A 22,057-nucleotide genomic window follows, 5' to 3' on the forward strand; every position below is an offset into this window, starting at 1 on the left:
GACATAAAAAAGGGGGATTAACCAATGGTTAATCCCCCTTTCTTCTTTATGAGTAACAGCTTAGGCGATAACCGCTTCAACTTTACGAGCGATTTTTGCTTTACCCACAGGTAACACTTCACGACCAAATTCGTTGTTCAGTACTTGCGCCATTGCGAAGTAAATTGCACTTGCGCCACAGAAGATACCCTCGAAGCCAGCGATAGCACCGATCACTTCGCTACCAGTGAAATCACGAGCAGCAAGCAAGAAGAACAGGATAGTTAGAGAACCAAATACCACTTGCTTCGCTGTTGGGTAACATAGAGAACCAATAAACATGAAACCAGTGAAGATGCCCCAAAGCGCTAGGTACCAACCCATAAAGCTTGCAGGGCTTGCAGGAAGACCCATGTGAGGCATTACGATTAGACCAACCAATGTTAGCCAAAATAGACCGTAAGAAGTAAACGCAGTTGTGCCGAATGTATCACCGCGTTTAAAGCACATGATGCCAACGATTACTTGGCTAAGGCCACCGTAAAAGATGCCCATCGCTAGGATCATAGAGTCAATTGGGAAAAATCCTGCATTATGAATATTGAGCAGAATAGTGGTCATACCGAAACCCATTAGACCTAGCGGTGCTGGGTTAGCCAGTTTTGTCGACATGTACAAATACCTTTTTTCAAAAATGTTGATAAAAAATGCGCGCGAATTTTAATGGGCTCCAGAACAAAAGAGAAAAGCTGTTATTGAAAACTTAGATTCCATAAATAAACCACTACATATATAAAAAAAGACCCTGCAAAAAAGCAGAGTCTTTATAGATAGTTAGGTTGTTTTTCACTCAATCACTGACAAGAAATCTCGTCCCAGAACCAGTTGCTTTGCGTTGGGCTTTCCCATACTCCAGGGCCATTTTTTGCGACAAAACATTTGTTTTGGTACGTCACTTTATCGCCGTTAGCGACTTGCGTTACACCCGGCTCCCACTGAATAAAATTGCCTGTAACTGGTGGTTCTGGCTCGGTTACTGGCGGCTCAGGTTCTGTGACGGGCGGCTCTGGCTCAGTCACCGGTGGTTCAGGTTCCGTTGTAGGCGGCTCCGTAGGAGTGCCTGAAACCAGCTTCCAAGGGTCTCCTTTCGTTGGCTCATTACCTTGTGACCACCATTTCGCTTCGTAAACAGCACCTTGGTAAGAAACTTGATCACCCGTGTTATATACTTTGCCAGAATCCCAAGCTGCCACACCACCTACAGGCGGATCGACCGGATCCACTGGGTCTAACTTGTCAACTACACGAACTTCTGGCCAACCCGCATGAGATTGGTAGAAGTTAGTTACACATTTCTCATAGTCACCCGCAACTAGCGCAGAGTAAGCCGTTTGGAAACCAACAAGTTCACATTCAAAAGAGTGGCCTCCCGGACGATCTGAGTAGTATTTCCAGTTCCCATCCCAGTTGGTGTACAACACGTCTGTCGCACCATTCAGATTTAAGCTGCCGTAAGGCGTCTGCTGCCAACAGGTATTGGTCTCATCGGCTTCAATTGGAATTTGATAATGAGCGGCAAGTCCTTCCCAATAGCGAATACGGTTAACAGGTTGACCTTTATCTTTGTTTTGCTCTCCACACTCAATACCACCATTGATCACGTTGATGGTGGTACCAAAGCCGTAACCAATGCCAGCATCAAGCTCACGCTGTGAAGGCACCCAAGTACGGTCAATCACATGTAGCATTGCAGGTTTCGGTGCTTGTGGGGTTAGGAAGAACCAGATAGCCGATGCCAAGTTCAGCCATGAATCCGCAACCAAGCCTGGATTTTTCAGCAATACAGATGCATCGCCATCAAACATCACTTCAGAGAACGCGCCATAGTTAAAATGGTAAGAAAGCTGTTTAGCACCACGTCCAAAATAACCTTGTCCTGGTTCACATGGCCAACGCTTATTTTGCCAGTCATTTTGACCACAACCTGTTGTGTAACCTTCTTGCCCTTCAGACCATCCCATTTCTCGCACATGAACCAAAGCTTGCTGCCACTCTTCCAACCCTAGCGGATTATCCGATACGTTATCAATCGAAATATGGCCACCGGTTTCTTGTGCAAAGTGAGCAAACGCTGTCACGATCGATTTTTTACAAATTGCATCCGAATCACGACCGTCTGTGTACTCACCACAGAATGCAGGGAACTTACCAATTGCACGTAGGAAACGCGTGTAAGTGTATTCAGGTGCCGCCATTTGAGTCAGGAAGTCCCACTCACTTTCGGGGAATACACGCTCTACACGCTTCACGTTTTCTGGGTTGGTTGTCGCCCCTGGTACAATCGCTTCAACCACTGAGTTCGGGCGTGTCTCTAATGCTTGTGACCAAATGGCATACATAGGATCAGAAGTTTTGCTTTGCTCTACGGCTTGAACGTCACCACGAGCAATAACATAACCATTCGGATTTTGCGGATCGGGCTGAATATTCATACTCGCATTCACTTGTGCTGCTAAGACACAACTCAATGCAAGAGGAAGATGTTTGAGTGCAAACATGTCTAGTCTCCGGATTTCAACAATACAATATACGAGGAATAACTAGACATATAGTGGATCATATATACGAAACACCGAGCCAAGTACGTTGATTCTGCGAGACAAAATGAATAAATAAGTCCTCACACACATTTTGTCACAAGAAAAATGTTACCTTGACTCAAAAGAAAAGCGGAGACCCTGTGAGCCTCCGCTTTGTGATGTTTCTCTCTTTATTGTTCTGCCGAAACCACCTCTAGCTTCGCGGTTGACTTTTGTTTAGACAGCACAAAATAAACCACACACTGAGAAATAATTGCGGCAAGCACAATCACTGGTGAGGCGTTGATTCCAGCTAAAAGAAAACACCCCAATGCGATCATTCCATTGAGTAATGCGTAAGGCAATTGTGTACGGAAGTGCTCATACTGTTCACACCCCGCTCCTGTCGACGACAAAATCGTAGTTTCAGAGATGGGAGAACAGTGATCGCCAAACAAGCCACCAGATAATACCGCACCAATACAAACCAACAGTGGTGCATCAATCGCGACGGCAGTTGGGATCACTAATGGCATCATGATGGCAAACGTCCCCCAAGATGATCCCGTAGCGAACGAGATAATACCGGCCAGTAAAAACGCAACCGCTGGCAATAACCAGTAAGGGAAACCGGCTTGAGCTTGTTCAGCAATGTATGCAGCTGCACCTAATTCTTTCCCAACCGAGCTAAGCGCCCAAGCCAATACCAGAATCACCGCCACTGACATCATGTTTGACATCCCTTTCAGATAAACCTGAATACCATCCGAAAGCTTTCTTACGCCATAAAACGCCATCAGCGCAATTAAAGTGAAGGCCGCGAAGAAATATGCAGAAGAAAGTGCAGCCCTAAACGTTGATCCTGCCACTTTTTGAAATGGAAAACCGTGTGGCACGAGGATGGTACATAGAACCACCAGCATAACGAGCAAAGGCGCCCATACAAAACTGGATTTTGCATTTTTATGCGTAAACACATTCATAGACTCCTGTACTTTCCCAAAGTCGGAGCCCTGTTCTGCTAACTGCTCAGCCTTCGCCATCGGTCCGAAATCTAATTTGAAGAAAGAGACAATCGGCACAATCGCGATCGCAAGAAAGGCGTAAAACTGATACGGGATCGCGCCAATGAAAGCATCCCAATCACTCATACTGACATTCAGGGCAGTAAACTCTTTTTGAATCAATCCCATGATGTAAACGCCCCATCCGATAAAAGGGATCAAGATTGCGACGGGAGAGGAAGTAGAGTCGATAATAAAAGCTAATTTTTGGCGTGATACTTTTAACTTATCAAATAAAGGGCGAAAAACAGGACCAACAATCAACGGTGTACCAAGGTCAGAGAAGAAAATAACCACACCACCGAACCAAGCGGACAGTTGAGCTTGGCACTTACTCGCCACCCATTGAGTGACCTTTTTAGCAAACGCCACACCACCGCCAGATTTCTCCATCAAGGCAACAAAGCCACCAATAAAGACCAAGAGCAAAATGACGCCCGCATTGTAGCTGTCAGTTAATTGCGGCAGTAGATAGCTTTTCATCAATGCACTAAACGAGTCTAGTGGCCCTTTTTCGACAAATGTCCCTTCAAGCATAGCGACACCACTCACCACACCGGCGAATAAACCAACAACGACATTTCTTGTGGTCAGCGCGAGGAAAAGAGTAATAAGGATGGGAATGAGAGAGGTAACGTCAGCCTGTTCCATAGCAATACCATTTATGATAATTAAACAATTAAAATGAATATATATTTAATTTAACCGCATGTATATATCTCTCAAAAAAAAAGTTGAGCCACCTCTTCACAAACTTGAAGTACAAAAAAACCAGCCCGAAGGCTGGTTCTTATAAACTCAACAGTCTAGAGGAAAATTATTCCCACTCGATAGTCGCTGGTGGCTTACCTGAAATGTCGTAAACAACACGAGAAATGCCATCAACTTCGTTGATAATACGGTTAGATACCTTACCTAGGAAGTCGTATGGTAGGTGTGCCCAATGAGCAGTCATGAAGTCGATAGTTTCTACCGCACGTAGAGACACAACCCAATCGTACTTACGGCCATCGCCCATTACACCAACAGAACGTACTGGTAGGAATACCGTGAACGCTTGAGATACTTTGTTGTATAGATCAGCTGCGTGCAGTTCTTCAATAAAGATAGCATCAGCACGGCGTAGCAAGTCACAGTATTCTTTCTTGATTTCACCAAGAACACGAACACCTAGACCTGGACCTGGGAATGGGTGGCGGTAAAGCATGTTATAAGGCAGGCCTAGCTCTAGACCAATCTTACGTACTTCATCTTTGAACAGCTCACGTAGTGGCTCAACAAGACCCATTTCCATGTCATCTGGAAGACCGCCTACGTTGTGGTGCGATTTGATCACGTGCGCTTTACCAGTCTTAGATGCAGCTGACTCGATTACATCAGGGTAAATCGTACCTTGAGCTAGCCATTTCGCGTTTTTCAGCTTCTTAGACTCTTCATCGAATACATCTACGAATACGTGACCGATAGTCTTACGCTTCTCTTCTGGGTCAGACTTGCCTTCAAGTGCTTTTAGGAAGCGTTCTTCAGCGTCAACTTTGATGATGTTCAAACCAAATTGGTCGCCGAACATATCCATTACTTGTTGACCTTCGTTTAGACGAAGTAAACCGTTATCAACAAATACACACGTTAGCTTGTCGCCGATTGCACGGTGAACCAGCATCGCGACTACCGATGAATCAACACCACCAGATAGACCTAGGATAACTTCGTCGTCACCCACTTGCTCTTTAATGCGAGCAACCGCGTCTTCGATGATAGATTCCGAAGTCCATAGACGCTCACAGCCACATACGCCAAGAACAAAGTTCTCAAGCATTTGTAGGCCACCTTTTGTGTGTGTCACTTCAGGGTGGAACTGAACACCGTAGTATTTCTTCTCTTCGTTCGCCATCGCAGCGTAAGGACAAGTGTCTGTCTCACCAACTTTTACGAAATCGGCTGGGATCTCTACTACTTTGTCGCCATGGCTCATCCAAACGTCTTGAGTTGCTTCAAGGTCTTTAAATAGAGCACATTCACCAGAAACTTTAACCTGAGCGTAGCCAAACTCACGTTCGTTAGAGCCCGCTACTTTGCCTCCTAGCTGTTCCGCCATGGTTTGCATGCCGTAACATACGCCAAGCAAAGGAACACCAGAATCAAACACATATTGAGGCGCGCGTGGAGAGTTCTCTTCCGTTACGCTTTCTGGACCGCCAGATAGGATAATGCCATCTGGGTTGAATTCGCGAATATCCGCTTCTTCTACATCCCAGCTCCATAGTTCACAGTAAACGCCGATTTCACGTACGCGGCGTGCTACTAATTGAGTGTACTGAGAACCGAAGTCCAAGATCAGAATACGTTGGTCATGGATATTTTTAGTCATTTTGAGCAGTCTTTTTAAGGCTAAGTGATTAAAACCGAGGCGAGTGTACTCGCCTCTTCTTAATGCTTCAAGGAAAAAGCAAACGTTTCCGTTGGGTAATTAGTTCCCTAGACGGTAGTTCGGTGCTTCCTTAGTAATTTGAACATCGTGTACATGAGACTCTTGCATACCAGCACCAGAGATACGTACAAATTCAGCTTTCGTACGCATATCTTCGATAGTTGCAGAACCAGTTAGACCCATGCTTGAACGTAGACCACCCATTTGTTGGTGTACGATCTCTTTTAGACGGCCTTTGTATGCGATACGACCTTCGATACCTTCTGGTACTAGCTTGTCCGCTGCGTTGTCAGACTGGAAGTAACGGTCAGAAGAACCTTGAGACATAGCACCAAGAGAACCCATGCCGCGGTAAGACTTGTAAGAACGGCCATTGTATAGAATCACTTCACCCGGCGCTTCTTCAGTACCAGCAAACATAGAACCAACCATCACACATGATGCGCCAGCTACGATTGCTTTACAGATATCACCTGAGAAACGGATACCACCGTCAGCAATAACCGGAATACCATAATCATTAGCCACTTCTGCCGCATCTGCGATTGCAGTGATTTGTGGAACTCCCACACCCGTTACAATACGAGTTGTACAGATAGAACCAGGGCCGATACCAACTTTCACTGCGCTTACGCCAGCTTCGATTAGTGCTTTAGCACCAGCACCTGTTGCTACGTTACCACCGATGATGTCTAGATCTGGGTAAGCAGCGCGAGTTTCGCGGATGCGGTTTAGTACACCTTCAGAATGTCCGTGTGAAGAGTCGATAAGTAGAATGTCAACGCCTGCTTCAACTAGAGCAGCAACACGCTCTTCGTTACCCGCACCAGCACCAACTGCTGCGCCAACACGTAGGCGACCACGCTCATCTTTACATGCGTTTGGTTTACGTTCTGCTTTGTGGAAGTCTTTCGCAGTAATCATACCGGTTAGTTGGAACTCATCATTCACAACCAATACTTTCTCTACACGAGCTTCGTGCATTTTCTCTTGCACTTCTTCTCGTGTTGCACCTTCTTTAACTGCTGCCAACTTCTCTTTTGGCGTCATTACTGAAGATACTTTCTTAGAAAGGTCCGTCACAAAACGAACGTCACGACCAGTGATAATACCAACAAGCTCATTGCTCTCAGTGACAACAGGGAAACCTGCAAAACCATGCTTTTCAGTGAGTGCAACAACATCAGCGATGGTCGCGTCAGGGTTTACAGTAACCGCGTCAGTTACCATACCAGCTTCGAACTTCTTAACTTTACGAACTTCGGCTGCCTGCTGCTCAATAGACATGTTCTTGTGGATAAAGCCAATGCCACCCTCTTGCGCTAGCGCAATTGCTAGACGAGCTTCAGTAACAGTGTCCATAGACGCTGAAATCATTGGGATGTTTAGGGTGATGTTCTTAGTTAGCTGAGTGCGAAGATCAGCTGTGTTTGGGAGAACGGTGGAGTGTGCTGGCACAAGTAGTACGTCATCGAATGTCAGCGCTTCTTTGGCAATTCTTAGCATTTGCAATATCTCACAATTAGAGGAGTAAAAAGACAATCCAATCTCATCGTTTCGCATAATGAGGGTAACCAGTTTTAGGTTGTTGGCTACATTTGGATTAGATATTGCGGAGGGATTATACGGTTAACGCAATCGCTTGACCACAAATTTTTTAATTTTTTTCTTGCAATTACCCCCTTGCTATGTATTATATTGCCGCTAATTTCCATACTCACGTCTAAGAGATTAGCTGTGCTCTCCAAGACCAATCAAAACATCTTTACTGTTTCTCGTCTCAACGCAGAAGTTCGCTTACTCCTTGAAAACGAAATGGGGATCGTTTGGCTCGTCGGAGAGATATCCAACTTTTCAGCTCCTGTCTCTGGTCACTGGTACCTCACTCTTAAAGACTCTCGCGCTCAAGTTAAATGTGCCATGTTTCGTGGTAACAATCGCCGCGTTACTTTCAAGCCCGCTAACGGTAATCAAGTCCTAGTAAAAGCTCGTCTTTCTCTTTATGAGCCTCGCGGTGACTACCAATTGATCATCGAAAGCATGCAACCGGAAGGTGATGGCCGTCTTCAACAAGAGTTTGAAGAGCTGAAAATGAAGCTTGCAGCAGAAGGGTTGTTCGCGCAAATCAATAAGCAATCTTTGCCTGAGCACCCTAAACGTGTTGGCGTCATCACATCGAAAACTGGTGCCGCGCTTTACGATATCTTAGACGTATTGAAACGTCGTGATCCTTCCCTACCTGTTGTGATTTATCCGACAGTGGTACAAGGTGAGGACGCAGCCATTCAAATTGCACAAGCCATTGGTCGCGCTAACAGCCGTGATGAATGTGATGTGCTAATTGTGGGCCGAGGTGGTGGTTCATTAGAAGACTTATGGTGCTTTAACAACGAGATATTAGCTCGCACGATTGCAGCAAGCCAAATTCCTATTATTAGCGCCGTTGGACATGAAGTTGACGTGACAATAGCTGATTTTGTCGCCGACGTACGCGCGCCTACTCCATCAGCAGCCGCTGAGCTAGTAAGCCGTGATAACAGCCACAAAGATCAAGCTTTAGTTACCCGCCAGCATAAGTTAGCGAGCGCGATGCGTTACTACCTAGCACAACAAAAGCAGCAATCTGCTCAATTAGTGCACCGTCTAGAGAGACAGCACCCAAGCTATCGCTTGCAACGTCAGACGCAACAGTTAGATGAGTTGGACATGCGCTTACAGCGAGCGATGAGTCGTTTTATTGCCTTGCGTCAACAGCGAATCGAGCGTCAACATTATCGGCTGCAATTAAATTCTCCTGTAACACGCCTTGCCGAGCAGAAGTCGAAGCTAGAACGTGTTGAGCAAAAGCTCATGGATGCAATGGATCGCAAGTTACTGACTATGCGCCATCAACTCGCGATTGCTGCAGAGAAGTTAGACACCGTCAGCCCACTAGCGACATTGAAACGAGGTTACTCAATTACTCAAACTGAGCAAGGAAAAGTAATTACGCAATCTTCAGATGTAAAATCGGGAGATGTATTGATTACTCGATTAGCCGAAGGCGACGTTCGCTCTACCGTTAACTGAATACAAACTCTGGTTAACTGATTTTCTGGAACTCAAATCGGACACGTGATTTTGACTTGAGTTCATTACACACATTGCAAAAGTAACTCGCAGCACCGCATGCTTGCAGCTTCTCCAGCTCCGCCTCACAATCAGGGCAAAAACCTACTTTTTTAAAATCCGATTCACACTGTGCACAATGGTATTGTCCTGTCCATTCCAGTTCGACATTGCAAGTCGGGCAAATGTTCTGCTGCATATCCCGTTCCTCTCTCTAAACTAAGCAATTTCGAGTAACGCATGCTACTCAAAATAACGAACAAGTATGTTGATCTTCATCACCGCCCCAACAAGTTTCACGAGGCGTTAACCATACTTGATACGTAGGATCTTATACTGATCGTCTGATATTTACTCCTTGATCAGCGATCACCCCTTAAAAGAATATTTATATAACCACACACCGAAAGCATAAGTTACATATTCTGCATTCCAATTTAAGACAGAATAAAAAACCTTAGAGAGATTTAATTAAACGAAAAATCAGAATTTAATAAAAAGATCTTATTCAAAAAGCAGTGTTTACATTGGTGTGCATTTCGATAGTTTGAGCGTCGAGCTCAACGAGTTTAACTTGGATAAAAGCAAACTCATTTAAATGGCTCGCATGCGTTCCACCACAAGGGATTACCGCTAATTGACCTTCCCCTAAATCGCACTTCCAATAGCGAGAATCCGTTAATCTATCGCCGTGGCATTCCATGGTGATCATCGCATCTCTTTGAAGCCATTCAACCAGTTGGCCATTCACTTTTTCTGCAATCGCCTGGAGGTCATTCAGCATATCTGCACTGTTTAATCCTCTTTTACGGAGTGTTTTGCCTAAACGGTACGTATCGAGGCACTTGTCTGGAGTGACATAACTCGTGACTTGCGCATAGCTATTAAAGTCATAATAACCATGTGGGTCTTTGCGGTCTGCGTCTTTTCGCCAATAGTCTTCCGCTAGTACTTTATTCAACGCCAAATACGCTAAGTGTCCTGCTGTGTGGCCTCGACTCAAAGCATTTTGATAGTCTTTATCTACCGCTAATGTTACCAAGTCATTAATTGCAAATGATTCCGTACGTGATAAAACATGCACGACGACAAACACCCAACCTTCAGCATCACGCTTTACAGGGATGTCACTACCCACATACAAAGCACCACTCTCCTGCTCCACTGCTCCAACTTGGCAATCTACTACGTCATGCTCAGCCCCATTCACCTTCAACGTTCCTTTGTCTGCAGGGTGATCCGGCCATATGTGACTAACGGGATGGAACGGCGTGACATCTGTAATAACGTAAGTCACTTCTTCCGTAGATTGAACGAGCTGTATTTGTGCTTCTAATTGCCATGTTTGATGACAAAAACGAGTCTTTGTTGCTGTGATAGTCATTTTTACGATTACTTTTGATAAAAAAATACCCAAGTAGAAACTTGGGTATTCGAATTTCATTATTTATTGCGGTTTTTCACCATCGACATCATACGCTTACGTTTACGCTCTTGTGATAGCGTAAGCTTATTCGTACGGTTCTCGTATGGGTTATCACTGTTGTGGAAGTTAATGCGAATCGGTGTTCCCATAATTTCCAGAGACTTACGGAAGTAGTTCATCAGATAACGTTTATACGAATCTGGTAATTCACGAACCATGTTACCGTGGATAACAACGATCGGTGGGTTGTAACCACCTGCGTGTGCGTATTTGAGTTTGATACGACGACCACGAACCATTGGCGGCTGGTGATCATCCACTGCCATCTTCATGATACGCGTCAGTACTGACGTACCCACACGCGTTGTCGCCGAGTTATATGCTTCTTGAATAGATTCAAATAAGTGACCAACGCCAGTACCGTGCAGCGCAGAGATAAAGTGGATACGCGCGAAATCGACGAATCCTAGACGGCGGTCCAGTTCTTTCTTCACGCTTTCTTTCACGTCACTGTCTAGACCATCCCACTTGTTAACGGCGATGACAATTGAGCGGCCAGCATTCAGTGCAAAACCAAGCAAGCTTAGGTCTTGGTCTGAAATATTTTCACGTGCATCAATCACCAGTAGAACGACGTTTGCATCTTCTACCGCTTTCAGCGTCTTAACAACAGAGAACTTTTCAACCGTTTCATTGATACGACCACGACGACGAACACCTGCGGTGTCAATTAGTACGTATTCGCGTCCATCACGTTCCATCGGGATGTAGATAGAATCGCGCGTTGTACCTGGCATATCGTATACAACTACACGTTCTTCACCCAGAATACGGTTAGTCAGTGTCGATTTACCTACATTCGGACGACCGATGATCGCCAACTTAATCGGCTGCTCTTGAAGGCGCTTGAATTCAGCTTCTGCGTCTTCTTCAGTGTAATCTTCAACAAGAGGCTCTTCGTCTTCGAATCCAGTCAGGTCTTCAATCTCACCTTCTTCAGATTCACTTGTTAATAGATCATCAAAGAATGGAGATAAAGCACGCTCAAGCAAAGCGGTCACACCACGGCCATGAGCAGCCGCAATCTGGTACATATCATCCACTCCGAGCTGCCAAAAATCAGCACACGCCGCATCGGCATCAATACCATCGATTTTGTTTACTACCAGCATCGCTGGCTTTTCAATTTTACGCAGATGCGCAGCAATTGCTTCATCTGAAGGTGTCAGACCAGCACGACCGTCAACAAGGAACAACACAACATCAGCCTCATCAATCGCGGCTAATGACTGTTCTGCCATCTTTGTTTCCACGCCTTCTTCTGTGCCATCGATACCACCGGTATCAATCACAATGAATTCGTGCTCTTCACCAAGTCTCGCCTGGCCATATTTACGGTCTCGCGTTAGGCCTGGAAAGTCCGCAACCAACGCGTCACGAGTGCGAGTCAATCGGTTAAATAGTGTAGATTTACCTACGTTCGGACGCCCTACTAGAGCTACAACAGGTACCATAACAACCTCTACAATAATCTTTCTTCTGTAGTTATAGGTAACGACTTGCTCGATGCCAAATCAAACCAGATTTTTACCTATAACCACGTCAGGGTTAATAAATTCAAACAACAAAACGGCTCCTAGCTGTCACCAGCCAGGAGCCGAATGTGAATTATATCACGATATTATTCGTTAATGGTTAGTTTCTTTACATCGCCGTTGCGAGTTGTAATCACATAACCATCCGACAATAACGTCGGGCCAACTGCCAAGCCACTATCATCGACAAACTGCTGCGCAACAAATTCGCCCGTTGAACGATCCATCCAGTGAAGGTAACCAAGCGTGTCACCGACAACGAGATAATTGCCAACAATAACTGGCGCTGTAAGTTGTCGGTGCTCAAGCAAGCTGTTTTCCCACAACTCAGTTCCGCTTCGTGAATCAACGGCAACAACATGATCTTTTTCCGTTATCACAAAGATGCGACTACCATCTGTAGAAATGTCTGTCGCAGATGAGTAATTACGCTTCCAAATCGGGTTCGCTGAACGCAAGTCAATAGCGATAAGTTGGCCATTGTATCCAATGGTGAAAAGAGTACCGCCTAGCACAATTGGCGATGAATCAACGTCAACCAAACGATCAATTTCTGTCGCGCCTTTTGGCGTACCAACAGGCTGTTGCCAAATCAACTGACCACGCTCAACGATAGCAGCTGCGAGTCGGCCATTTGCCGTTCCCCAAAATACACCGCCACCAATTGCAGTCGGAGTACTGTCGCCACGTAAAGTTAAGTTCGGCACTTCTGTACTCAATGCCCAGCGTTGCTCACCTGTACTCTCATTAAGGGCAATCAACATGCCTCGGCTAGTATTGATGATAATAAGGCCTGAATCTGCAACTGGCTTCGCCAGTACCTCACCACCAACTTTGACACGCCAAACAATTTCACCTGTTTCTTGGTCAAGAGAGATGACTTCACCATTCTCAGAGCCAATGTAAAGGTTTCCGTATGCCGCTGTGATACCACCAGAGAGACGAGCAATGACATCTTCTTCTAGGTCCGTTTGCCAACGTTGTTTACCGTTTTCAGGATCCAGCGCTTTTACTAAGCCATCACGACTTGCCACGAACAATGTATCATTCGCAAATACAGGGGATAGTTTTGAAAAGTAATGACCAACACCATCGCCAACCGATGTGCTCCACTCACTACTGGTTGTAAACTGACTGTCTACCTGAGGTAGTGGCGCCATTACAATGGTGTCTTTCTCACCTGCACAACCGGCAAGTACTCCCATTGTTAACGCCCCTAGCAAGGCTTTCTTAAAGACTCTTTTCATCCAATGCGGTCCTTATTTCGCCAGATCGTCCAATTTCATTTGTAGTGTCGGGCTTGCATCTGCCGCTTGCTGAGCTTCAGTATACGCAGCGTACGCAGCATCTTTGTCACCTTGGCGAATCGCAATATCGCCACGAAGTTCAGCAATACGACCTGTCCATGCTGTATCAGTGACGTTACTTAGCTCTGCCGTTGCAGCGTCGAAGTTACCCATTTCCGTCTCAATACGCGCAATGCGGTAACTAATCAATGGTAACAACGCAGCATCTTGAGTGTTGCTTTGCGCCCACTTCAGTTGCTCCAATGCAGCAGAAAGGTCTTGAGCTTCAACTTGTGCTTTAGCAAGTTGTAGCGCAGCCAATACTGAATATTCTTTTACTTCATTTGACTCAATGAAAGCTTTCACGTCAGCTTGAGCATCAGTGCCTTTGTCTTGCAAAGCATTCATTGCTGTCGTGTAGCTTTGAGAAGCTGCTTCACTCGCCTGAATCACAGAATCCTGGTAGTAACGCCAGCCGAATAGACCACCTAAACCAACAACCGCACCGATGATGACGGCTTTGCCGTTTTCCTTCCACCAGTCTTTAATGGCTTCAACTTGTTGTTCTTCAGTATCGTAAAGTTCCACTTCCTGTCCTCTTAAAACATGTAAATGGCAGCTTAGCTGCCATTGTTCCTATTTCGTTTAAAGGCTCCACATTTGGGAGCCTTAGCTTACGAACTAGGATGTAATTTTGTTAGATTACTAAAAGACTTAAATCAGTGCTGCGATCTTTTCTGCAACTTCTGCTTGGTTGTAAGTCTCTTGCTCACCACCAGCTAAGTCTTTCAGTACTACGGTATTATCCGCAACTTCGTTTTCGCCCAGAACCAATGCTACAACAGCACCAACTTTGTCTGCGCGTTTAAACTGTTTCTTGAAGTTACCGCCACCGAAGTGATTCATCACACGAACGCCTGGAACAGACTCGCGAAGCTGTTCTGCTAGCTTCATTCCTGCCATCATGGTGCCTTCACCCGCTGTGACTACGTACACGTCAACACTGCGACGAACGTCTGTCAGTTCCAACGTTTCTAGCATCAGTACTAGACGCTCTAGGCCCATTGCAAAGCCAACCGCTGGTGTTGGTTTACCACCTAATTGCTCTACAAGGCCATCGTAACGACCACCGCCACATACAGTGCCTTGAGCACCTAGGCTCTCAGTGATCCACTCAAATACCGTGCGATTGTAGTAATCCAGACCACGAACTAGACGTTCGTTAACTGTGTATTTGATACCTGCGGCGTCTAAAAGTTCACATAGACCTGCGAAGTGTGCTTTAGACTCTTCACCCAAGTAATCTGAAAGGCGAGGTGCATCACCTAAAATAGCTTGAACGTCTGGGTTCTTCGTATCCAGAACACGCAGTGGATTCGTGTGCATGCGACGCTTACAATCTTCGTCTAGCACATCAATATGTTGCTCAAGGAATGCAACCAGTGCAGTACGGTAGTCTGCGCGGTCTTCTTGAGAACCGATAGAGTTCAGCTCAAGACGGACATGCTCATTGATACCTAGCTCACGCCATAGACGCGCCGTCATCATGATAAGCTCTGCATCAACATCTGGACCATTTAGACCAAACACCTCAACACCACACTGGTGGAATTGACGGTAACGACCTTTCTGCGGACGTTCATGGCGGAACATAGGCCCCATGTACCACAGACGCTGTTCATCACGGTTGATAAGGCTGTTTTGAATACATGAACGTACACAACCCGCCGTACCTTCAGGGCGAAGTGTTAGGCTGTCGCCGTTACGGTCATCAAAGGTGTACATTTCTTTTGAAACGACGTCTGTTTCTTCACCAACAGCGCGGCTGAATAGGTTTGTTTCTTCAACGATTGGCATGCGCACTTCGTTATAACCGTATGCGCTAATTACATTTTTCACTGTGTTTTCTAGTTTTTGCCACAGTGGCGACTGAGTTGGGAGGCAATCGTTCATGCCTCGAATTGCTTGAATTGTTTTTGCCACAATACTTACCGTAATTCTCGTTGAGATTAATCTTGTACTTTAACTTCGATGCGGTTTTCGCCATTCATCATAGCTGCTTTCGCACGGATCTTAGCTTCTAGCTTATTCACAAGGTCATCGTTATCAAAGCGCTCTTTCTGGCGTTTACCATCTTCGTAGAATGCGCTCTTCTTGTTACTACCTGCTAGACCTAAGTGAGAAACTTCTGCTTCACCAGGGCCGTTTACCACACAACCGATGATAGACACATCCATTGGCGTGATGATGTCTTCTAAACGTTGCTCCAGTGCATTCACCGTACCAATCACATCGAATTCTTGGCGTGAGCAGCTTGGGCACGCAATAAAGTTGATGCCTCGAGAGCGAATGCGCAGAGATTTAAGGATGTCGAAACCGACTTTGATTTCTTCAACTGGATCGGCAGCCAAAGAGATACGCAGCGTATCGCCTATTCCTTCAGATAACAGCATACCTAAGCCAACAGATGACTTAACAGCGCCAGCTCGAGCACCACCCGCCTCTGTGATACCTAAATGAAGAGGCTGATCGATTTTCTTCGCCAGCAGACGATATGAATCCACCGCAAGAAAAACGTCTGAAGCTTTCACGCTAACTTTAAATTGATCAAAGTTAAGACGATCGAGATGATCTACGTGACGCATCGCCGATTCAACCAAGGCTTCTGGCGTAGGCTCACCGTATTTCATCTGTAGATCTTTTTCCAAAGATCCACCATTGACACCAATACGGATCGGGATATTTTTATCGCGAGCGCAATCAACAACAGCGCGAATGCGCTCTTCATTGCCGATGTTACCTGGGTTGATACGTAAACAGTCAACTCCGTACTCCGCAACTTTCAGCGCGATACGATAGTCGAAATGAATATCAGCCACTAATGGTACAGAAACTTGCTGTTTAATCAGTTTGAAAGCTTCTGCTGCGTCCATCGTAGGTACAGAAACTCGAACGATATCTGCGCCGACTTTTTCTAGTGCTCGGATTTGAGCGACTGTCGCTTCTACGTCAGTCGTGCGAGTGTTAGTCATTGACTGTACTGCAATTGGCGCACCATCACCAATTGGCACATCACCCACATAAATACGCGTCGATTTACGACGAATAATTGGAGATTCGTGTTGCATAATTTTTTATAACGGTAGAGTGAATCTAGCTACTTTGCCTGAAGTATACCCAGAAAGGTCGACAGGTTCACTTGCAAATGTCATTGTAACCCCTTCCGGTGCGCCTAATATCACTTTAAATGGCGCTTTTCCGGTAAGTTCTACATCTTGTCCTGGCTTATGAGTACCACTTACCAGCGTTTTACCATTGGTGTCTTTTACTTGAATCCAACAGTCCGCTTTAAACTTCATAGTAAGAAGTGTCATGCCTTCAGGTACTACTGGCGCAGGCTGTTCCTCTTCCGCCGCTTCAATCACGGCAACAGGTTCTTCAGAATCTACGCTTGTTGTATTTTCAGTTTCAGTCAGCAAAGGATCCGCCCCTTGCTCAACGGGTGCTTCAGTCAATTCAGCAACACCTTCATTAGTTGAAGCAACTTCTTCAGGAGTGCTTGCGATTAACTCTTCAGCCGTCATCAAATCGATATCAGCTAATTCTTGAGCAGTGGGCTGCGGCGCTTCAACACTTGAATCCGTTACTTCCTTAGTTAGGCTATTCTCTTGTTGGTTTTGCCACCACCATGCAGCTGAAATGCCAATAATGACTAGCCCGATAACCCAAGTAAGGAGCATAATACGGCTATTGTGCTTCTCGTCTTTTGTTTTACGAGAGAAGCTTTGCATTTCAATTTCTTGCTCTTGAGGCTGAGCATCGGCAGTCTGCTCTAACGCCGTCAAAACCACCTTCTCATCAAGACCTACGAATTTAGCGTAAGAGCGTAAGTAACCACGCGTAAATGTCGCGACTTGTTGAGATTCAAATCGGTTATTTTCAATATCTTCAATCACAGAAATGCGAAGCCTCAGGCGGTCGGCAACTTGCTTTTGGCTCATTCCCAAGGATTCACGTTTGTTTTTCAGTAATGTGCCAGCTTCAATAGAGAGTGGCACTTCATTCGTATTTTCGTGTTCTGTCATAATGGCGGTATTTAATCTGTTTTAGTGGCTAACGTGGTCATGTATTTTCGTTATTGTTCTTAAGCCTCTTTAAAGATAGCTAGCCAAAACGCGTTAACCAAAAATAATAATTTTAAGAAACTCTCAGCGATCTGAGTGCGAATACCCGTTTTGCAAAAATCAGCAAAACGTATGTGAGAAAGTGCTGAGAATTATCGGTGTCATCGTTAGTGTTACATATCATGATAAGCGAATGCGCAACGAAGACAAAAACTCTTTACACTCAAACTAACAGATAGCTCAAGCTTTTGTCCAAACTTTGACAAAGGAATTCGAAATTATACCCAAATAACCTTAGGTTGAAGAGTGATAGTCCCAAATCTTGGCGAAAATGTCCTAAACAATAAACAAAATAGCCAGAGCGAATGGCTCTGGCTATTTTTGAATTCCGGTCGTTTATACAGCTTTCACTTCAATGGTATCAGCACCGCGTGACGCTTTCAGCATTGCCGTACGTTTAGTTCGGTCAATTACATCACCGACCAACTGACCACATGCGGCATCAATGTCATCACCACGTGTTTTACGAACCGTAACTGTGTGCTCGTATTGCATCAATGTTTTTTGGAAGCGATCAATACGTGAGTTACTTGGTTTCTTGTAAGGTGAACCTGGGTACGGGTTAAACGGAATCAAGTTAATCTTACATGGTGTGTCTTTCATCAATTCAGCCAGCTCGCGTGCATGGTCCATGTCATCGTTCACATGATCAAGCAACACGTACTCGACTGTTACCTTGCCACGGTTTGCATTCGATGAAGCAATGTAACGACGAACGGATGCTAGGAAATCTTGAATATCCCAACGATCGTTAATTGGCATGATTTCACTACGCAGCTTATCGTTTGGCGCATGAAGAGAGATCGCTAACGCAACGTCGATTTTGCCCGTCATCTGATCAAGACCAGAAACGACACCTGATGTTGATACGGTTACGCGACGCTTCGACAAACCAAAGCCAAGGTCATCCAGCATTAACTCCAATGCAGGAATCAAGTTCTTCATATTAAGAAGCGGCTCACCCATGCCCATCATCACGACGTTCGTAATTGGGCGACGGCCTGTTTCTTTCTCAAGACCAATTTCACGTGCAGCACGCCACACCTGACCGATGATCTCTGAAACTTTCAAGTTACGGTTAAAGCCCTGCTGTGCTGTTGAGCAGAACTTACATTCCAATGCACAACCTACTTGAGAAGATACACAAAGCGTTGCGCGATCATCTTCTGGAATGTAAACCGTTTCTACATCCTGATCACCAACCTTCATTGCCCACTTGATCGTGCCGTCTGAAGAATGCTGGGCTTCTGCTACAGTTGGTGCTTTAATTTCACACTTGTGTAAAAGCTTTTCGCGCAGCTTCTTGTTGATGTTTGTCATTTTTTCGAAGTCATCGACACCGAAATGGTAGATCCACTTCATAACCTGATCGGCACGAAACGCTTTCTCGCCAAGTTCTTCCGCGAAAAACTGACGCATGCCTTTGCGATCAAAGTCGAGTAGATTGATTTTTTCAGTGGTCATGTTGCCTCTCAATGACTGAAACAAGAATAAGGGCGCGAATTGTACAGCCTTTATGCAGCTACAACAAGGGGTGTAAGACCCTGAGTTTGCTAAGGCATTAAAATAAAAACGATTAAATTTTAAACAAACTTTGCGGTGAGAATAATGATTAGACAACCGACAGCAAAAGCGTAGAAGTGATACAGAGAAAACAGTGAGAACAAACACACTTAACTAAGCTTTCCCCCCTGTAAGATGCTCAGATTAGCCAACGTCTTCGCGAATAATTACGAATGAACTCGCCGGTGAAATGGAGAACGCGGAATAAAAAACCTCGGACAAATCCGAGGTTGTTACGAACTAGATCATCACGCAAAAGTGATGCATGAACGAGTTAGCGAGAGAAAACTTCTGATTCAGGGAAGAAAAACTCAATTTCACGAGCGGCAGACTCAGGGCTATCGGAACCATGAACTGAATTGTGACGCATGCTGAGTGCGTAATCAGCACGCAAAGTGCCGCATGCCGCTTCCTCTGGGTTGGTTTTACCCATTAGCTCGCGGTAACGTGCAATCGCATTTTCACCTTCCAATACCTGAACCATAATAGGACCAGATGTCATGAACTCTTTTAGAGGAGGGAAAAACTCTTTACCTTCATGCTCTGCATAAAAGCCGCTTGCCTGATCTTCTGTCAGGTGAACCATTTTGGCAGCGATGATACGTAGGCCAGCCTTTTCAATACGATTGTAGATTTCACCAATTAGGTTTCGCTCTACAGCATCAGGCTTAATGATTGAAAATGTTCTTTCTAGAGCCATAAAATTTCCTTTCTGTACTTGTAATAATAGTTGTGCTTTTAAAGTGACTTACTGGGTAAGAGCAGCACTCAAACAAGAGAGTGCTGCAATCAATCTTATTTTCCAGCTTGCTCATTGAGGAAACGAGCAAGTGTACGAACACCCATACCCGTTGCTCCCGCAGCCCATTTATCAGAAGCGGCTTTACGATACGTACCCGCACAGTCGAAATGTAACCAGCCTTTTTTGTAGTCCTCAACGAAGTAAGACAAGAATGCAGCTGCAGTGCTTGCACCTGGAGAATAATCACCAGAGCTGATATTAGATAAATCGGCAAAATTAGATGGCAGCATTTCTCGATGGAAGTCAGCAAGTGGTAGCGGCCACAAGCCTTCTTTTTCCTGGTTTGCCGCCGTAAGCGCTTGATGCGATAGCTCATCATCAAAGCTCATTAGCGCATGGTAATCGTTACCTAACGCATTCTTCGCTGCGCCTGTTAGCGTCGCGCAGTCAATAATTAACTCAGGCTTTTGCTCACTGGCGTAGATAAGACCGTCGGCAAGCACCAAGCGACCTTCCGCGTCGGTATTCATAATCTCAACGGTTTTGCCGTTTTTGTAAGTGATGATGTCGCCAAGCTTAAGGGCACGGCCAGAAACCATGTTCTCAGCACAACACAAGATCAGTTTTACGCGCTTGTTTAAACCGCGCAAGATAGCTAATCCTAGGCCACCAGTTATAGTACCCGAGCCACCCATATCTGCTTTCATTGCACTCATGAAGGTAGAAGGCTTCAAGCTGTAACCACCGGAATCAAAGGTGATGCCTTTACCCACAAGACATGCGAATACAGGTGCGTTTTCGTCACCAGTTGGGTTGTAGTCTAACTGAAGCATCGCAGAAGTACGCTCAGAACCACGGCCTACTGCGTAAATACCTTCCCAACCTTCTGCCAACAAGTCTTTGTCTTTGACGATACGAGCTGTCACCGTGCCTTTCGGCGCAACAGATTTGATGAATTCAGCAGCCATTGTCGCTAGCTGACGAGGAGCAACTTCTTCTGCCGTTTTGTTGATAATATCGCGGGTAAAATCAGTCGAAGTAATACGAGCTTGAAGCTCTGCTTGATCTTCATCAGACAATGCTGCCCACTCAACTGAGCCATGTTTTTTAGGGTTACGGAACCCTTGGTGGAAAGCCCATACGCTCTCTAGATCCCAGTTATCACCAGAAAGAAAAATAGAACGAATTCCTTGGCCATCTAGCTGACGAGCTGCACGTTGAATTGCGCCGAGATCATGACCTTCACCTAAGTGAATAGTTGCGCCGTTTTCAGCGAATGAAAGCAGTGCTTTTTCACCCCAATGTGGTGCTGCCGACTCTTGACTTAAAAATACAGACATCTGTGTAGACATGGTTTCTCCTTGTCTTATAGCAGCGTTGCCTACGCTGCTTCTTTTAAATAACTCACGGATGTTAGCATTATGTAGGGCAAAAATGTCAATTGGATAAAAAAACGGACCTAAAGGTCCGCTTTTTTTAGTAAGAATTGTTAACTAGGCTGTGTTTTACAGACTTAGTCTGCTTCGTCCATCCAGCACATGATAACGGCTTCTAGAATCTTTTCATTAGAACGGTTTGGCTCATCGTCAAACTCATCTAACTCCATGATCCATTGATGAAGATCGGTAAAACGCACTGTTTTTGGATCGACATCTGGAAACTTGTCACAAAGTTCAATCGCGATATCGCGAGAATCTGTCCATTTCATTGCTCATCTTCCTTTTGCTTCTTCCCTATATTCCTATATTGGGAAGATAGTTTTAGTGATCTTCTGAAGCGTGGTTTAATGTGTATTTAGGAATTTCTACCACCAAGTCTTCATCAGCAATTCTCGCCTGACACCCTAGGCGTGACTCAGGCTCTAGACCCCACGCTTTATCTAGCATGTCGTCTTCTAGTTCTTCACTTTCTTCGAGTGAATCAAAACCTTCACGGATGATTACGTGGCAGGTAGTACACGCACATGACTTCTCACACGCATGTTCAATACCGATACCGTTTTTTAGCGCTACGTCTAGAACGGTGTCACCAGAGTTTGCTTCCAACACTGCACCTTCTGGGCACAAATCGTCGTGTGGTAATACAATAATCTTAGGCATA

At 45.3% G+C, this 22,057-nt stretch carries 19 protein-coding genes; 1 reads left to right on the top strand and 18 read right to left on the bottom strand.

The genetic code is table 11. From position 1 onward, the window contains the following. Positions 1–60: 60 nt before the first annotated feature. From J4N40_RS13360 to guaB, 5 genes are all read right to left on the bottom strand, one after another. On the bottom strand, positions 61–651 hold the full coding sequence (locus J4N40_RS13360) for an acetate uptake transporter (RefSeq protein WP_005381682.1): 591 nt from the start codon (positions 649–651) through the stop codon (positions 61–63). Positions 652–833: 182 nt separating this feature from the next. Next, positions 834–2,537 (bottom strand): chitinase, encoded by a 1,704-nt coding sequence (locus J4N40_RS13365; RefSeq protein ID WP_047102138.1) that lies wholly within the window; start codon positions 2,535–2,537, stop codon positions 834–836. A 212-nt stretch (positions 2,538–2,749) separates the two neighbouring features. After that, the gene (locus tag J4N40_RS13370; protein WP_005381684.1) at positions 2,750–4,273 is read right to left on the bottom strand and encodes a Na+/H+ antiporter NhaC family protein; all 1,524 of its coding nucleotides are present in this window, start codon (positions 4,271–4,273) and stop codon (positions 2,750–2,752) included. Positions 4,274–4,439: 166 nt separating this feature from the next. Next, positions 4,440–5,993: a glutamine-hydrolyzing GMP synthase gene (guaA, locus tag J4N40_RS13375; RefSeq protein ID WP_005381685.1), complete on the bottom strand. Its 1,554-nt coding sequence runs from the start codon at positions 5,991–5,993 to the stop codon at positions 4,440–4,442. Between the two features lie 99 nt (positions 5,994–6,092). Then, complete coding sequence (guaB, locus tag J4N40_RS13380) at positions 6,093–7,559, bottom strand: IMP dehydrogenase (protein ID WP_017633908.1); 1,467 nt, start codon at positions 7,557–7,559, stop codon at positions 6,093–6,095. Between the two features lie 231 nt (positions 7,560–7,790). Here guaB and xseA point away from each other — a divergent pair, with 231 nt between their 5' ends. Continuing rightward, positions 7,791–9,122 carry an exodeoxyribonuclease VII large subunit gene (gene xseA, locus J4N40_RS13385; protein WP_017633909.1) on the top strand — a complete coding sequence of 444 codons (1,332 nt, stop codon included), beginning with the start codon at positions 7,791–7,793 and terminating at the stop codon, positions 9,120–9,122. Positions 9,123–9,135: 13 nt separating this feature from the next. Here the strand turns inward: xseA and J4N40_RS13390 are convergent, their stop codons facing one another. From J4N40_RS13390 to fdx, 13 genes are all read right to left on the bottom strand, one after another. Then, complete coding sequence (locus J4N40_RS13390) at positions 9,136–9,360, bottom strand: zinc ribbon domain-containing protein (protein WP_012842112.1); 225 nt, start codon at positions 9,358–9,360, stop codon at positions 9,136–9,138. A gap of 309 nt (positions 9,361–9,669) precedes the next feature. After that, a complete protein-coding gene (locus tag J4N40_RS13395) occupies positions 9,670–10,545 on the bottom strand; it encodes an alanyl-tRNA editing protein (RefSeq protein ID WP_115386389.1) in 876 nt (291 codons plus the stop codon). Positions 10,546–10,604: 59 nt separating this feature from the next. Next, positions 10,605–12,101, bottom strand: coding sequence for a ribosome biogenesis GTPase Der (der, locus tag J4N40_RS13400; protein WP_017820569.1), 1,497 nt, complete (start codon positions 12,099–12,101; stop codon positions 10,605–10,607). A 167-nt stretch (positions 12,102–12,268) separates the two neighbouring features. Next, positions 12,269–13,429 carry an outer membrane protein assembly factor BamB gene (gene bamB / locus J4N40_RS13405; protein ID WP_005381696.1) on the bottom strand — a complete coding sequence of 387 codons (1,161 nt, stop codon included), beginning with the start codon at positions 13,427–13,429 and terminating at the stop codon, positions 12,269–12,271. A gap of 12 nt (positions 13,430–13,441) precedes the next feature. Then, the gene (locus J4N40_RS13410; protein ID WP_005381697.1) at positions 13,442–14,056 is read right to left on the bottom strand and encodes a YfgM family protein; all 615 of its coding nucleotides are present in this window, start codon (positions 14,054–14,056) and stop codon (positions 13,442–13,444) included. 126 nt (positions 14,057–14,182) lie between these two features. Beyond that, on the bottom strand, positions 14,183–15,451 hold the full coding sequence (gene hisS, locus J4N40_RS13415) for a histidine--tRNA ligase (RefSeq protein ID WP_005381698.1): 1,269 nt from the start codon (positions 15,449–15,451) through the stop codon (positions 14,183–14,185). Between the two features lie 26 nt (positions 15,452–15,477). Then, positions 15,478–16,596, bottom strand: a complete 1,119-nt coding sequence (ispG, locus tag J4N40_RS13420; protein WP_005381699.1) for a flavodoxin-dependent (E)-4-hydroxy-3-methylbut-2-enyl-diphosphate synthase — start codon at positions 16,594–16,596, stop codon at positions 15,478–15,480. 6 nt (positions 16,597–16,602) lie between these two features. Next, a complete protein-coding gene (gene rodZ, locus J4N40_RS13425; RefSeq protein WP_005383707.1) occupies positions 16,603–17,553 on the bottom strand; it encodes a cytoskeleton protein RodZ in 951 nt (316 codons plus the stop codon). Positions 17,554–17,988: 435 nt separating this feature from the next. Then, a complete protein-coding gene (gene rlmN / locus J4N40_RS13430) occupies positions 17,989–19,116 on the bottom strand; it encodes a dual-specificity RNA methyltransferase RlmN (RefSeq protein WP_017633913.1) in 1,128 nt (375 codons plus the stop codon). Positions 19,117–19,489: 373 nt separating this feature from the next. Continuing rightward, on the bottom strand, positions 19,490–19,915 hold the full coding sequence (gene ndk / locus J4N40_RS13435) for a nucleoside-diphosphate kinase (protein WP_042521171.1): 426 nt from the start codon (positions 19,913–19,915) through the stop codon (positions 19,490–19,492). Positions 19,916–20,010: 95 nt separating this feature from the next. Continuing rightward, positions 20,011–21,309, bottom strand: coding sequence for an aminopeptidase PepB (gene pepB, locus J4N40_RS13440; protein WP_005381709.1), 1,299 nt, complete (start codon positions 21,307–21,309; stop codon positions 20,011–20,013). A gap of 161 nt (positions 21,310–21,470) precedes the next feature. Beyond that, on the bottom strand, positions 21,471–21,665 hold the full coding sequence (iscX, locus tag J4N40_RS13445; RefSeq protein ID WP_005381711.1) for a Fe-S cluster assembly protein IscX: 195 nt from the start codon (positions 21,663–21,665) through the stop codon (positions 21,471–21,473). Positions 21,666–21,717: 52 nt separating this feature from the next. Further along, complete coding sequence (gene fdx / locus J4N40_RS13450) at positions 21,718–22,056, bottom strand: ISC system 2Fe-2S type ferredoxin (RefSeq protein WP_005381713.1); 339 nt, start codon at positions 22,054–22,056, stop codon at positions 21,718–21,720. Between the last annotated feature and the right edge of the window lies 1 nt (position 22,057).

It is taken from the genome of Vibrio sp. SCSIO 43097 (assembly GCF_023650755.1).
Taxonomy (GTDB): Bacteria; Pseudomonadota; Gammaproteobacteria; order Enterobacterales; family Vibrionaceae; genus Vibrio; species Vibrio alginolyticus.